The organism is Haloferax sp. S2CR25 (assembly GCF_031624535.1).
In the GTDB taxonomy this organism is placed as follows: Archaea; Halobacteriota; Halobacteria; order Halobacteriales; family Haloferacaceae; genus Haloferax; species Haloferax massiliensis.
Genome location: NZ_JAMQOO010000023.1, coordinates 1 through 9,530, shown reverse-complemented (window position 1 = coordinate 9,530; position 9,530 = coordinate 1). Strand labels below are relative to the sequence as shown.

Annotated in this window: 25 protein-coding genes and 1 pseudogene; 13 read left to right on the top strand and 13 right to left on the bottom strand. The window is 65.3% G+C overall.

What is annotated here, in order from left to right; all coding sequences use genetic code 11:
- The 7 genes from NDI65_RS22020 to NDI65_RS21990 form a co-directional block, all read left to right on the top strand.
- A partial coding sequence (locus NDI65_RS22020; protein ID WP_310894429.1) for a hypothetical protein occupies positions 1–387 on the top strand: 387 nt, incomplete at its 5' end.
- Positions 384–512 (top strand): hypothetical protein, encoded by a 129-nt coding sequence (locus NDI65_RS22015; protein WP_310894428.1) that lies wholly within the window; start codon positions 384–386, stop codon positions 510–512. The genes NDI65_RS22020 and NDI65_RS22015, both read left to right, overlap by 4 nt.
- On the top strand, positions 509–1,081 hold the full coding sequence (locus NDI65_RS22010; RefSeq protein ID WP_310894427.1) for a hypothetical protein: 573 nt from the start codon (positions 509–511) through the stop codon (positions 1,079–1,081). The genes NDI65_RS22015 and NDI65_RS22010 overlap by 4 nt, the downstream gene beginning before the upstream one ends.
- On the top strand, positions 1,081–1,581 hold the full coding sequence (locus NDI65_RS22005; RefSeq protein WP_310894426.1) for a hypothetical protein: 501 nt from the start codon (positions 1,081–1,083) through the stop codon (positions 1,579–1,581). The genes NDI65_RS22010 and NDI65_RS22005 overlap by 1 nt, the downstream gene beginning before the upstream one ends.
- A 1-nt stretch (position 1,582) precedes the next feature.
- Positions 1,583–1,969: a hypothetical protein gene (locus NDI65_RS22000; RefSeq protein WP_310894425.1), complete on the top strand. Its 387-nt coding sequence runs from the start codon at positions 1,583–1,585 to the stop codon at positions 1,967–1,969.
- The gene (locus NDI65_RS21995; protein ID WP_310894424.1) at positions 1,962–2,165 is read left to right on the top strand and encodes a hypothetical protein; all 204 of its coding nucleotides are present in this window, start codon (positions 1,962–1,964) and stop codon (positions 2,163–2,165) included. The genes NDI65_RS22000 and NDI65_RS21995 overlap by 8 nt, the downstream gene beginning before the upstream one ends.
- A complete protein-coding gene (locus NDI65_RS21990; protein WP_310894423.1) occupies positions 2,155–2,325 on the top strand; it encodes a hypothetical protein in 171 nt (56 codons plus the stop codon). Before NDI65_RS21995 ends, NDI65_RS21990 begins: the two co-directional genes overlap by 11 nt.
- A 402-nt stretch (positions 2,326–2,727) precedes the next feature.
- On the opposite strand, the gene NDI65_RS21985 is transcribed toward NDI65_RS21990, so the two are convergent.
- Genes NDI65_RS21985 through NDI65_RS21960 form a run of 6 tightly spaced genes read right to left on the bottom strand, consistent with a single transcriptional unit; the run spans position 2,728 to position 4,310 of the window.
- Entirely contained in the window at positions 2,728–3,327 is a 600-nt protein-coding gene (locus NDI65_RS21985) for a hypothetical protein (protein ID WP_310894422.1), read from the bottom strand.
- The gene (locus NDI65_RS21980; RefSeq protein WP_310894421.1) at positions 3,324–3,740 is read right to left on the bottom strand and encodes a hypothetical protein; all 417 of its coding nucleotides are present in this window, start codon (positions 3,738–3,740) and stop codon (positions 3,324–3,326) included. The genes NDI65_RS21985 and NDI65_RS21980 overlap by 4 nt, the downstream gene beginning before the upstream one ends.
- Position 3,741: 1 nt before the next feature.
- Positions 3,742–3,873 (bottom strand): hypothetical protein, encoded by a 132-nt coding sequence (locus NDI65_RS21975; protein WP_310894420.1) that lies wholly within the window; start codon positions 3,871–3,873, stop codon positions 3,742–3,744.
- Positions 3,870–4,022 (bottom strand): hypothetical protein, encoded by a 153-nt coding sequence (locus NDI65_RS21970; protein ID WP_310894419.1) that lies wholly within the window; start codon positions 4,020–4,022, stop codon positions 3,870–3,872. The genes NDI65_RS21975 and NDI65_RS21970 overlap by 4 nt, the downstream gene beginning before the upstream one ends.
- Positions 4,019–4,174, bottom strand: a complete 156-nt coding sequence (locus NDI65_RS21965; RefSeq protein WP_310894418.1) for a hypothetical protein — start codon at positions 4,172–4,174, stop codon at positions 4,019–4,021. Before NDI65_RS21965 ends, NDI65_RS21970 begins: the two co-directional genes overlap by 4 nt.
- Positions 4,161–4,310 (bottom strand): hypothetical protein, encoded by a 150-nt coding sequence (locus NDI65_RS21960; RefSeq protein ID WP_310894417.1) that lies wholly within the window; start codon positions 4,308–4,310, stop codon positions 4,161–4,163. The genes NDI65_RS21965 and NDI65_RS21960 overlap by 14 nt, the downstream gene beginning before the upstream one ends.
- 221 nt (positions 4,311–4,531) lie before the next feature.
- Here NDI65_RS21960 and NDI65_RS21955 point away from each other — a divergent pair, with 221 nt between their 5' ends.
- Both NDI65_RS21955 and NDI65_RS21950 read left to right on the top strand, forming a co-directional pair.
- On the top strand, positions 4,532–4,711 hold the full coding sequence (locus NDI65_RS21955; protein ID WP_310894416.1) for a hypothetical protein: 180 nt from the start codon (positions 4,532–4,534) through the stop codon (positions 4,709–4,711).
- Positions 4,712–4,910: 199 nt separating this feature from the next.
- The gene (locus NDI65_RS21950) at positions 4,911–5,240 is read left to right on the top strand and encodes a hypothetical protein (protein WP_310894415.1); all 330 of its coding nucleotides are present in this window, start codon (positions 4,911–4,913) and stop codon (positions 5,238–5,240) included.
- Here the strand turns inward: NDI65_RS21950 and NDI65_RS21945 are convergent.
- The 7 genes from NDI65_RS21945 to NDI65_RS21915 all read right to left on the bottom strand — a co-directional run bounded on the left by NDI65_RS21945 (position 5,237) and on the right by NDI65_RS21915 (position 7,935).
- Entirely contained in the window at positions 5,237–5,362 is a 126-nt protein-coding gene (locus tag NDI65_RS21945; protein WP_310894414.1) for a hypothetical protein, read from the bottom strand. The two genes, NDI65_RS21950 and NDI65_RS21945, sit on opposite strands and share 4 nt — an antisense overlap.
- Positions 5,362–5,808 carry a hypothetical protein gene (locus NDI65_RS21940; RefSeq protein WP_310894413.1) on the bottom strand — a complete coding sequence of 149 codons (447 nt, stop codon included), beginning with the start codon at positions 5,806–5,808 and terminating at the stop codon, positions 5,362–5,364. The genes NDI65_RS21945 and NDI65_RS21940 overlap by 1 nt, the downstream gene beginning before the upstream one ends.
- 87 nt (positions 5,809–5,895) lie before the next feature.
- A complete protein-coding gene (locus tag NDI65_RS21935; RefSeq protein ID WP_310894412.1) occupies positions 5,896–6,072 on the bottom strand; it encodes a hypothetical protein in 177 nt (58 codons plus the stop codon).
- Positions 6,073–6,075: 3 nt separating this feature from the next.
- Positions 6,076–6,762: a hypothetical protein gene (locus tag NDI65_RS21930; protein WP_310894411.1), complete on the bottom strand. Its 687-nt coding sequence runs from the start codon at positions 6,760–6,762 to the stop codon at positions 6,076–6,078.
- On the bottom strand, positions 6,759–7,229 hold the full coding sequence (locus tag NDI65_RS21925) for a hypothetical protein (protein WP_310894410.1): 471 nt from the start codon (positions 7,227–7,229) through the stop codon (positions 6,759–6,761). The genes NDI65_RS21930 and NDI65_RS21925 overlap by 4 nt, the downstream gene beginning before the upstream one ends.
- Positions 7,229–7,756: a hypothetical protein gene (locus tag NDI65_RS21920; RefSeq protein ID WP_310894409.1), complete on the bottom strand. Its 528-nt coding sequence runs from the start codon at positions 7,754–7,756 to the stop codon at positions 7,229–7,231. The genes NDI65_RS21925 and NDI65_RS21920 overlap by 1 nt, the downstream gene beginning before the upstream one ends.
- Positions 7,756–7,935: a hypothetical protein gene (locus NDI65_RS21915; protein WP_310894408.1), complete on the bottom strand. Its 180-nt coding sequence runs from the start codon at positions 7,933–7,935 to the stop codon at positions 7,756–7,758. Before NDI65_RS21915 ends, NDI65_RS21920 begins: the two co-directional genes overlap by 1 nt.
- A gap of 133 nt (positions 7,936–8,068) precedes the next feature.
- Between NDI65_RS21915 and NDI65_RS21910 the strand changes: the two genes are divergently transcribed.
- The 4 genes and pseudogenes from NDI65_RS21910 to NDI65_RS21895 form a co-directional block, all read left to right on the top strand.
- Positions 8,069–8,305 (top strand): hypothetical protein, encoded by a 237-nt coding sequence (locus NDI65_RS21910; RefSeq protein ID WP_310894407.1) that lies wholly within the window; start codon positions 8,069–8,071, stop codon positions 8,303–8,305.
- Complete coding sequence (locus NDI65_RS21905) at positions 8,305–8,832, top strand: hypothetical protein (protein ID WP_310894406.1); 528 nt, start codon at positions 8,305–8,307, stop codon at positions 8,830–8,832. The genes NDI65_RS21910 and NDI65_RS21905 overlap by 1 nt, the downstream gene beginning before the upstream one ends.
- An 11-nt stretch (positions 8,833–8,843) precedes the next feature.
- A complete protein-coding gene (locus NDI65_RS21900) occupies positions 8,844–9,260 on the top strand; it encodes a hypothetical protein (RefSeq protein WP_310894405.1) in 417 nt (138 codons plus the stop codon).
- Positions 9,260–9,530 (top strand): annotated as a pseudogene (locus tag NDI65_RS21895) (hypothetical protein); the annotation flags it as partial. The gene NDI65_RS21900 and the pseudogene NDI65_RS21895, both read left to right, overlap by 1 nt.

Here is a 9,530-nt window from a genome sequence, read left to right as displayed (position 1 = left end):
TCAGTCCAAATCTTCGCCCCCAGCGGGACGATTTGGCGGGTCGTCGGCGCGTCGGCTCATGTGCCCGCCCCAGAGAACTCGTCGGGGACGGCCGCGACGAGCGGGGACCACACCCTCTACTTCCGGAATCTCGGCGGGAAGTGGTACGAGGCGGCGCTAGAGGGCAAATCAAGCTATGGCAATCCCCTCCGGCTGGCTAACGGTAACTGGTATAATGCCGACAGGAACCAGAAACCGAACGATGGAGGTGCGCAGTTGGCGCAGATGCAGTCGTTCCGGCTGTCCAGCGAGGACCCCCTCACAGTCTCGTACCGGAACGACACCGACATGACCCAGTCACAGACTCGAAGCATCGCGCTCGCAGTTGTCGAGGAGGCCATAGAATGACGCTTCAAGAAGGAGACACAATCGAACGGCGGAACTCGAAGGGGAACCTCACAGAGTGGACCGTCGTCATAGTCGATGAGTCGGAGGACGGAACAGTTGTCACACTCTCTGGAGGTGGCGAATGATAATCGACCCCGACGACATCGACGACCAGCCGGGCGACCCCGCGGTCTACGTCCCCGGTGGCGGCGGCTCGTCGAACGACGACGATGACGACAACACCGTCGACACCGGCGACTACCTCGACAACGGCGGGACCGGCGGGTACGGGTCCATCGACGATGACGCCGGCCTCGACCCCGGCAACTCGGAGTCCGGTCAGCCCGGCGGGGGCGACCCCGCGAACGACGTGGTCAGCCCAGACCCAAATGAGAACACCGACGGCGACGAGGTGACCATCAACCCGGACGGCTCGGCGTCCGTCGACGAGGACCGACTGAGCGGCGACTATGAGTCCGTCGAGGACGTGGCCGACGCCGTCCGCGACCTCGTCGGCAGCGGGTCGAGCACGCCCGAGGTTGGCGAGACGACCGCCCTCCAGGAGCGACTGCGCGACCTCCGCGAGCAGTTGGCCGGCATGGGTCAGGTTGAGGACGGCGACTCGTCGAGCGGCCTGCTCGCGATGGGCGCGGCTGGCGTCGCGGTCGTCGTCGCGGTCGGCGTCGCGCTCGTCGCAGGAGGAGGAGACGACTGATGCCCCCCGCCACGAACGTCCTCGAAATCATCGGCGCGCCGCGGGCCGTCCGCGAGCGCGTCGGCGACGGGCCCCCCGTCGGTCGACCCGGAGACTCGGAGCCGTGGAACCTCAGCATCGACGGAGGGACCATCCTCGGCGCGGAGTTCGATGACGACGGGTTCGACAAGGTCCACGGCGACACCGCTCAGGGTTACCTCGGCGGCGACCGCGACGCAGTCGAGTTCACCGGCAAAATCGAGGATGGCGAGGACGGCATCTATGCCCCCGATTGGGCGACCCTCCGTCTCAACGGCGAGGTTATCCAAGAGGGCGCGACCGGCGACGCGGCGTCGACCGCCACCCCGACCGACGCCGGCAACACGCAATCGACCTCGACGACCGACGCGCCACTCGTCGGGTGGCTCCTCGACGGCGATGGGTCACGACGCAACCTGCTCGCGCTCGCGGCGGCCGCGGTGGTCGCCATCGGCGCGGTCGTCTTCGGAGGGGGTGACTGACGTGGTCGACACCAACGGCACCTCGACGTGGGGCGACGGGAGCAACAACTGGCTCGGCGGCATCGGCGACTTCGTCAGCGACCCCGGTCAGGCCGTCCGCGACCCGGCCGACACGGTCGCAGGGGCGGCGGACGCGGCGGCGCTCAACTTCGACGAGGGGGTCGGCGGCATCGTCTCGCTGTTCGACGACGATGCGGGCAACACCGCCGGCCCCGGCGAGTCGCCGTGGATTGAGGACCCCGTCGACGGCCAGCCGGCCAACCCGACCCGCGGGACGGCGCTCGCCTCGGCAGTCTGGATTGGCGTCCTGCTCCTCGGCGGGCTCGTCGTCCTCTATCTGCTCCGCCCCGTCCTCGAAATCATCGCCGGGGTGGTCGGCGGTGAGTGAGCTGACCGACCTGCTGTTGCAGACGACCGACCCGGTGACGGCGCTGCTGCTCATCGGACTCGGCGCGCTGATGCTCTGGATACATCGCGACCTGCACGGCGACCTCGTCGTGATGCGCGGTCGCGTGCGGCGCGTCGAGGACTGGGTCGTCGCTACCGACGGCGGCGTCGACCAGGAGGACGACGATGGTCGTTGACCTGACCTGGCTGTCGTCGACGGTCGACGTTCCCCTGTGGGGCGTCCTCGTCCTCGCTGGCTTCCAGCGGGTCACGAAACTCCTGGGCGACGCGCGCGAACGGCGACGCGAACGGAAGCGAGACGCCCGGCGGAAGGCGGCGCGTGGCGGCCGCCGGTAGTCCTCGCTCACTTCTCTCCTGGAAGGACTCTCGACGAACGGTGAGTGGCGTCACTTGCTCCGCAAAATCCGACCTGCAGGTGAGACTGGAGGTCGTCGACGGCGGGGTCGGCACCCCCCGGCCCGGCCGCCGCGGGGAGGCAGGATAAGATAACTGTCGCGGACCCGAGAGGTCCGCGGACGTGTCGGCTGTGACCCCCGCCGAATTGTCGGTGTTCTGGTACTGTCGGGTTAAGTTACTTCTTAGTCGTCGAACCTCCCCTAAGGGGTCTGAAGACGACGCTTAGCGACGCAGTAGCTGACGCAGTTACGACTAACGAAAACAAACTTACAGACAACACTACAACCGAACTTTATCGGTGTGCAAGTCGAGGTGGTGGTTTCACCGCCTGAGACGGCATCGTTAGGCCGCCCCCCGGTTCCGATGACTAATAAGTCGCTTAGTGAGGTCGTCTCGGTCTAAGTCGACCTCGACCGCGCCGACGAGGTCCTCGTCGAGACAGTCTCTCTTGACCTTCAGCGCCCGCGTTCCGTTCTCGTTCTCCCCGAGGTAGATCGCCTGCCACCTAGAGGCGAGGTCGTTCATCGCGTCCTTGACCGTCTGGTACGCCACGTCGGTTCCCGGCCGGAGCATCGTCTGCACCTCACCGACCGTCAGGCTCCCGCCCGCGGAACTACTGGCGTCGAGCAGGCATCGCTTCACGAGTTCGTTCCGGGCGGCGAGTCGCGCCTTGTCCTTCTTCCCCGGCCCGCCGTCGGCTCGCGCGCCGTTGTCGCTCGCCTTCGCCGCGCCCATCGCGTTCGAGGCCTTCCGTTCGACTTCTTCGAGACGCTCGCGCATCTGACGATTCTCGTCTTCGAGTTCGTCGATGGTTGCGATGGCGTCGGCGGCGGCGTCGAGCGCGTCGTAGTCGTCGGGTGGGGTGTCGCCCTCGCCGTACCCGGCGAGCCGATACAGGACCTTCCGCATCGCAATCTTCTCCAGGTCGGGACCGTCGGTCATGGCAGGTCCTCCTCGATGACGTACTCAAACTCGTCGGCGTCGAGCGCGTCGTCTGACTCGTTTTCGAGTGCGTCCGCGAACGCCCGGAGTGACCGGGCTATCGCCCCGTCGTAGGTCTTTTCATCGACCATCTGGAGGCGTGCAACCGGGGTTTCGCCCGCGTTGATAACCAGTTCGCGGGGCGCGTCGCCGTGGTTCAAATCCGCTTCATCCGAAATCTTATCAGTAGCGTCGTCGTTTGACATGGTGTGTGTGGCCCCGGGCGATTCCTCCCGGGGCTTGCTTGACTGCGTAGCTTCAGCGCTGTTCTTCGTGTCTCCGGCAGGTGTGATAAAATCCCGCCCGCGGACCGGCGTCTTGACCGCGTCAACCCGGGGGGTAGTCCGTCCAGAAACCGCTTCCTCGCGGGTCATTCTACTCTTTCCTCCGGGATTCGAGTTCGTGACCGGGGTTCCGGTGACGGTGGCGACCGCCCCATTCGAGCGCGTCGACGTAGGTGTCCTCGACGGAGTCACCACAGTCGAGACAGACGACGGACCAGCTCACCGCTGACCACCCGCGACGGTCGTCGTCTCGTGACCGGTCTCGTCGGCGTGCTCGTCCGAGACGAGGTCGGCCGCAAGCCAGTCGTTCGCGTTCGCGTCCCAGTCGCAATCGAGACACTTCGCGCGCGTCTTCTCGCGCGCGAGACTCATTCGGCACCACCAACCGGCTCGACGGGCGCGTCGCACTCGGGACAGCACGGACTCGACGCGATGATGACGACCTCCGACTCGGTCCCTGTCCAGTCGCACGTGATGCACGCGACCGGCAGCGGGTAGTTCGTCGACCGCTCAGTCGTCGCCATCGTCCTCACCTCCCGCGTTCGCGATGAGGTCGTCGTCCATCAGGTCGCGGACTTCTTCGGGGACATCGTTGTGGTCCTCGACGAGCACGTATTCAGCGAGGCTCGGACCGAGCAGTTCTCGGCCGACATCCGACATCGTGACTCGTTCGGAGCGAGTTGACCGTCGTTTTGCGATTTGAAATAGCGCTTCTTTCCAATTGGTGGGGATATTCATCCCGAACTGGGACATCCCCGATTCTTGCTCTTGGTCTGGGCTCATGATTTTCTGATTAAATCTTTAACTGGTTAATTCTTTGGGTGAGGCACTCGCCAACCCGGTACGTTTAATGGTTTAACCATTTAACGATTGAACAGCCCATGAGCCAGACCGACAGCACGCCAAGCGGGTCGGAATCAGTCGGATTTACCGTTCCAGAGCCTCGCAAACGTCAGATACGGATGCGAGCGGCTCAACTCGGGTACGACAACGTGAGCGACTATTTGCGTGCGATTGTCTTCGAAGACCTCGATGACGCCGGCCTTCCCGACCTTGAGTAATCTCTTTTCGGTAGTCATGGACTGTTCTCATTGGTCTGGGCTCAGTCCACTACAAACGAAGAGAGATTGATACTAAAGGGTCAGCCAACAGCGGAGTGAAAGTGTACGGTTTAGCGAAAGTAGAGCTGTCGGGCGATATTATTCGGTGTGAATTTCCTCACACCGACTCAGAACGACTCGGAAACGACTCACACCAGATATGAGCGAGGAGAACGACACCCGCGTCTCGGTAGTGCTGCACGACCATCACGTCGACGTGCTCGCCGAGGTCGAGGACGATGACGACCGCGACGTGCGCTCCCGAAGCGAAGCCGTCCGCGCGATAATCGACGAGTGGGACGAGCTTCGGAGCGAGTGTGAGGAACTTCGCACCGAGAACGAGCGCCTTCACAACCGCATCATGAACCTCATCGACGACCGGAAGGAAAAGCAGGAACTCGTCCGGTTCGTCGACGAGGAAGAACGTCGACGGAACGCGCCGGCGTGGACCCGCGCGAAGTGGTGGCTGTTCGGCCGCGACGAGGATTAGACAGGCTGTTTCGGGGCGAAGATGTCGATGAGGATGAACAGACCGCAACCCACGCCGAGCATCACGATAGGCATCGCGACCGCGGCCGCGACCCCGAGCCAGAAGCCTGACAGACAGACCATCAGTTGAACACCGCGTCGACGGGAATCTTCTGCTGCTCGCCCATCTCATGACCCGACTTGTCCCACCCGCCGAACTCGTCACGGACGAGCGCCCACACCGTCGACGGGCGCATCCGGCGGTGGTCGACGGGGTTGCCGTCGGCGTCGAGGAGCACGAACACGACCCACGCCGTCCCCTGCGCGTCGGAGTTGATGAGCGAGCGCAGTTGCGAGCGCCACACCCGGAAGCGACCGGGCGCGCCGTTGTCGAGCGTCCGGTGCGTCGACTTGACCTCGAACTTGGTGCCACGGTCGTCGTCGACGGCGTCGAACCACTCGGCCCGGTCGGGCGCGTGAGTGACGCCGAAGTGCGCGGCGACGAGCATCTGCGCGAACGTCCCCGAGTCGCCGCGGGCCCGCTCGTCGAGCCGGCGGAACTCCGACCGGGAGATATCAGGGAAGGTCATTGCTGTCCCTCCAGCCGAGACCGAACCCGAGACCGACGGCGTAGGCCAGTCCGACGATGCCGACCAGAACGCTCACCGGATGCAAGCTCATGCGTCACCACCCACCCGGAACTCGCCGCCCGGCGCGGGGAAGCACCGCGAGACGACCACCGCGTCGACATCGTCCTCGTCGAGCAGGTCGTTCTTCTGGTCCATCGCGTCGAACAGGTCGGCCGCCTGTCGCTCGACCTCGACGCCGGCGCGGTAGACCTTCAGGTTCCACATCGCTCACACCTCCCCGTACTTCGCCGGGACCGGCTCGTAGTGGTGCCACTCGCCCGCGGCCTTCCCGATGATGACCGTCCAGTGATACGGCGCGTGCGCGGCCGAGATGAAGTCGAACGCCTCCTTGATGTCGTGGACCGCGAACCACGACCCGTAGTCGTTCTTCATCGGCCCCACCCAGACCGGGACGCATTGCTTGGCGATTTTCGTCGAGATGTCAGTCGGCGACTGCGCGATGACGAGCGTCTTGCAGTTCGCCCCGTTCCCGTGGACCCGGACGAACGACAGCACCGCGTCCTCGTCGAGTTCGGGAGCCTCGTCGAGGACGACCAGTTTCGTCATGTCCTGCGGGAGCGCCCGCACGAACGATTCGAGTCGGCGCGACACCGCCTCCCAGTCGCCGTCGACGGGCGTCAGGATGACCCGGCCGCCGGAGCGGTCCATCACGTCGGGGATGTCCCCGACCCGGTTGACCTCGTCGAAGTCGTCGAGGACCGCACCCACGTCGTCGGACTTCGCGTTCAGGAAGATGACGAGGTCGCGCGACCGGCCGGGGTTGTCGGCCCACCACGTCGCCAGCGCCGACTTCCCGCCGAACTGTCCCGACTCACCGAGGTAGTCGCCCTGAGCGCCCGTGACGCCCGTCAGGAGCAGGTGGCCGTTGTCGGTGAAGTACGCCGGGTCGCTCATGCCGGCCCACCTCCGAAGGGAGGTCTACCGCTACCCACGTCCTCGCTCTCGTCGATCTCCTCGTCGGTCTCGTCGTCGTCCTCCGCGCCCTCCGCGCCCTCCGCGGTGAGCACACCCCACGCGCCCTTGAACAGGTTGACCGCCATTGGGACGCCCTCTTTCGCCGCGGCATCGCCGGCGTCGAGGACGTAGTCGAGTCCCTTCCGACCCGCGATGTAGAGATTCGCGCCGGCGTCGTCGACGCCGAGGTCGTCCTTCGCGTCGTCGACGCGGATGTTCGGCTCGGTGTGGAGCGCCATCCCGACGAGGTCCTTGTCCTCGCTGCTGCCGACCGAGGTCGCGGACTCCGCCGCGTCCTCCGCACCCTCCGCCGCCGCGTGCTCGGCGACCGCCCCGGTCGTTCCGTCCGCGAGGTCGCCCACCGCGCGCGCTGCCATCTCGTCTGGGTTGAACTCCTCGGCCGACATCACTCGTCCCTCCAGACGAACGTCTCACGACAGTCGGTGCAACGGTATTTCTTCCCGTCGACGAGCTCGTCGCGGGTCATCTCGGTGTCCGACCCGCACGCGGGGCAGTCCTCGGTCTCTGGCTCGGCGATGGTTCCGTGCCGGTCGACGACCTCCATGCCCTCGTCCGCGAGCGCGTCCGCGACCTCCTCGACCTCGTCGGGGCGGTCGAAGTCCGGCACCTCCATCGCTTCGCCCCCGTCGGTGACAGCCGTTGAATCGTTTGATGGGGGCATACCCGACCCCCCGACACCGTCCGCCGGTTCCGGTGACTCCCCACCCACCGACTCCACGGGTGGGGTCCCGCCCGTCTCGACGCCGGCGTCGTCGTCCGCCTCGACCTCGTCCTCGGGGACGAGTTCGAACGGGATTTCCGCGACGAAACAGTTCGACTCGTGCGCCTTGATGCCGCGGTCGCTGAAATACCGCTTACAGTGGTGACACCGCTGGTCTCGGCGGTTTTCGGGTTCGACGCTCCCCCCCGCCATCAGAGCCACCCCACGACGACGGCGAGTGCGTCGAACGACCACGATGCGAGCCCGGACACGGATACCCCCGCACCCATCAAAAGGGTCAACAGGAACATCGGCCGGGTGAACGCGGTCGTGTCGCCCGAACCCTTCAGTTCGGCCGCGACAGCCGCGCAGAACGCGATTGCAACTCCCATTACCATATCTAAACAGAATGTCACGCAACTAGAAATGTCGGGGGGATACCCAACCCCCCTTTCAACGCTTTAACGCTTGCATGCGGGGGTATTCTGGGTCGATTTTGCGGGCGCGGTCCTCGTCGAGGATGCAATGGCACTTGAAGACGCCAACACGATTTACGTCCCCTTCATCGGGGAGGTCGAGATAGACTCTCTCTCGACCCTCGGGTTCCTCGTGGTCGGCCTCATCGGAGGCTCGACCCTCTGGAACATGACGGACAGTATCGGCGAGCGAGGCGCTGCCTGGCTCAATTCGACCATCGGCAGTATCATCGGTCAGAACCCCGCGACTGGGCAGGCTGAGGACTCGGGAGGTGCGTTCGACTGATGTACCGGCGTCAGACCTCCGACGGCGACCTCTACGAGTTCAGCGCCGACTCTGAAACCCTGAGCGGCTACAGCGAGCATGGTGGCGCGAACGCCCACGCGGACGGCTACTCGCTCGTGTTCAAGCGACGCCTCGACGACTTCGAGGGCGTCGCCTTCGGCCGCGGGTCGAGCGAGAACCCGGACCGCGCCGAGGCGTACATCTGGGCGAGTATCGAGAACGACGCCGACACCGTCATCACCGACGGCCAGTTCGAACTCGTCGTTCTCAACAGCGCCGACGAGGTCCTCGCGACCATCTACCGTCGGCCGCTCGACGAGCTGAACAAGGGTGACCCGTCGACGGACTCCCGCGGCGACTGGGGTGTCCCGTTCCCCTACCAGCGCCTCCGACGCGGTCGCGGCGAAATCATGGGCGACGACTACCAAATCGGCGTCCGGGTCAAGCTCGGCAGCGGCACCGAATCCCTCTCGCAGGCGAACAGTTCGATGCGCGCCGAGGGCTACTCGGCGCTCAAGAAGAACTGAGGTTTCCCCTCATGTCCATTCTTAGCAAACTCACGACCGACAGCGGCCGCGACACCCCCCACGTGCAGGCACCTGTCCCGGCCGGCGCAGAGCGATTCAAGAAGACGGTGCCCGTCCCGAAGGACGGCACGGTCGAGCGCATCACCATCTGGTCCGTCCCCGGCTCCGAGGACGCGCTGAAGCTCCGCCCCGTCATCATCTCCGACGGGGCTGAGAACGACGCGCTCACGTACGCGCCCGACGGCGAGCACTTCGTCACGGGCGAGCCGGACGACACGCCTTACCGGGTCTCCATCCCGGTCCACCAGGGCGACGAGGTCGGCGTCATCGTCGACAACGAGTCGGCAGACAACAACTACCGCTTCCGTGTACAGTTCGAAATCGACTACGCTGGCGGCTCTCAGCGGCTTCTGGGGGTGTTTAACTGATGCCCGGACGCGCACCGTGGTCGACGCCCGGAACGAGCGGGTCCAACGACCGGGTCGCATCAGAGATTACCACGTTCAAGCAACTAAACACCAAGCGCAAGACCTACGACCAGACCGGAGACGTTGCCGTCGGTGAAGAGGAGTCAGTCCAAATCTTCGCCCCCAGCGGGACGATTTGGCGGGTCGTCGGCGCGTCGGCTCATGTGCCCGCCCCAGAGAACTCGTCGGGGACGGCCGCGACGAGCGGGGACCACACCCTCTACTTCCGGA

Coding starts and splice junctions, on each gene's coding strand:
- NDI65_RS22015 (WP_310894428.1), top strand. CDS start 384: ATGACGCTTCAAGAAGGAGACACAATCGAACGGCGGAACTCGAAGGGG.
- NDI65_RS22010 (WP_310894427.1), top strand. CDS start 509: ATGATAATCGACCCCGACGACATCGACGACCAGCCGGGCGACCCCGCG.
- NDI65_RS22005 (WP_310894426.1), top strand. CDS start 1,081: ATGCCCCCCGCCACGAACGTCCTCGAAATCATCGGCGCGCCGCGGGCC.
- NDI65_RS21990 (WP_310894423.1), top strand. CDS start 2,155: ATGGTCGTTGACCTGACCTGGCTGTCGTCGACGGTCGACGTTCCCCTG.
- NDI65_RS21985 (WP_310894422.1), bottom strand. CDS start 3,327: ATGACCGACGGTCCCGACCTGGAGAAGATTGCGATGCGGAAGGTCCTG.
- NDI65_RS21980 (WP_310894421.1), bottom strand. CDS start 3,740: ATGACCCGCGAGGAAGCGGTTTCTGGACGGACTACCCCCCGGGTTGAC.
- NDI65_RS21970 (WP_310894419.1), bottom strand. CDS start 4,022: ATGAGTCTCGCGCGCGAGAAGACGCGCGCGAAGTGTCTCGATTGCGAC.
- NDI65_RS21965 (WP_310894418.1), bottom strand. CDS start 4,174: ATGGCGACGACTGAGCGGTCGACGAACTACCCGCTGCCGGTCGCGTGC.
- NDI65_RS21960 (WP_310894417.1), bottom strand. CDS start 4,310: ATGTCGGATGTCGGCCGAGAACTGCTCGGTCCGAGCCTCGCTGAATAC.
- NDI65_RS21955 (WP_310894416.1), top strand. CDS start 4,532: ATGAGCCAGACCGACAGCACGCCAAGCGGGTCGGAATCAGTCGGATTT.
- NDI65_RS21950 (WP_310894415.1), top strand. CDS start 4,911: ATGAGCGAGGAGAACGACACCCGCGTCTCGGTAGTGCTGCACGACCAT.
- NDI65_RS21945 (WP_310894414.1), bottom strand. CDS start 5,362: ATGGTCTGTCTGTCAGGCTTCTGGCTCGGGGTCGCGGCCGCGGTCGCG.
- NDI65_RS21940 (WP_310894413.1), bottom strand. CDS start 5,808: ATGACCTTCCCTGATATCTCCCGGTCGGAGTTCCGCCGGCTCGACGAG.
- NDI65_RS21935 (WP_310894412.1), bottom strand. CDS start 6,072: ATGTGGAACCTGAAGGTCTACCGCGCCGGCGTCGAGGTCGAGCGACAG.
- NDI65_RS21930 (WP_310894411.1), bottom strand. CDS start 6,762: ATGAGCGACCCGGCGTACTTCACCGACAACGGCCACCTGCTCCTGACG.
- NDI65_RS21925 (WP_310894410.1), bottom strand. CDS start 7,229: ATGTCGGCCGAGGAGTTCAACCCAGACGAGATGGCAGCGCGCGCGGTG.
- NDI65_RS21920 (WP_310894409.1), bottom strand. CDS start 7,756: ATGGCGGGGGGGAGCGTCGAACCCGAAAACCGCCGAGACCAGCGGTGT.
- NDI65_RS21915 (WP_310894408.1), bottom strand. CDS start 7,935: ATGGGAGTTGCAATCGCGTTCTGCGCGGCTGTCGCGGCCGAACTGAAG.
- NDI65_RS21910 (WP_310894407.1), top strand. CDS start 8,069: ATGGCACTTGAAGACGCCAACACGATTTACGTCCCCTTCATCGGGGAG.
- NDI65_RS21905 (WP_310894406.1), top strand. CDS start 8,305: ATGTACCGGCGTCAGACCTCCGACGGCGACCTCTACGAGTTCAGCGCC.
- NDI65_RS21900 (WP_310894405.1), top strand. CDS start 8,844: ATGTCCATTCTTAGCAAACTCACGACCGACAGCGGCCGCGACACCCCC.